Here is a 267-nt window from a genome sequence, read left to right as displayed (position 1 = left end):
GTCATGGAAAGGCCTAAGTAGCTATATCGGGTTGCTCGGGGCGTTAGCCGCAATGATCGTCCTATTTTCATGCCTCAGTTCTCATTTCTGGAGCATGAACACTTTCAGCACTATTGCAAATCAGATCCCCGATTTAATCGTCATGTCGGTGGGGATGACATTTATCTTAATCATTGCCGGCATCGATCTTTCCGTTGGATCGTTGCTGGCGCTTGCTGCTGCAGTCGTCAGCGTCACCTATTTAAATTTTCATTGGACGCCCTGGCT

The organism is Citrobacter sp. TBCS-14 (genome assembly GCF_005280805.1).
Lineage (GTDB): Bacteria > Pseudomonadota > Gammaproteobacteria > Enterobacterales > Enterobacteriaceae > Citrobacter > Citrobacter gillenii.
Note: the sequence above shows the minus strand (reverse complement) of the source record.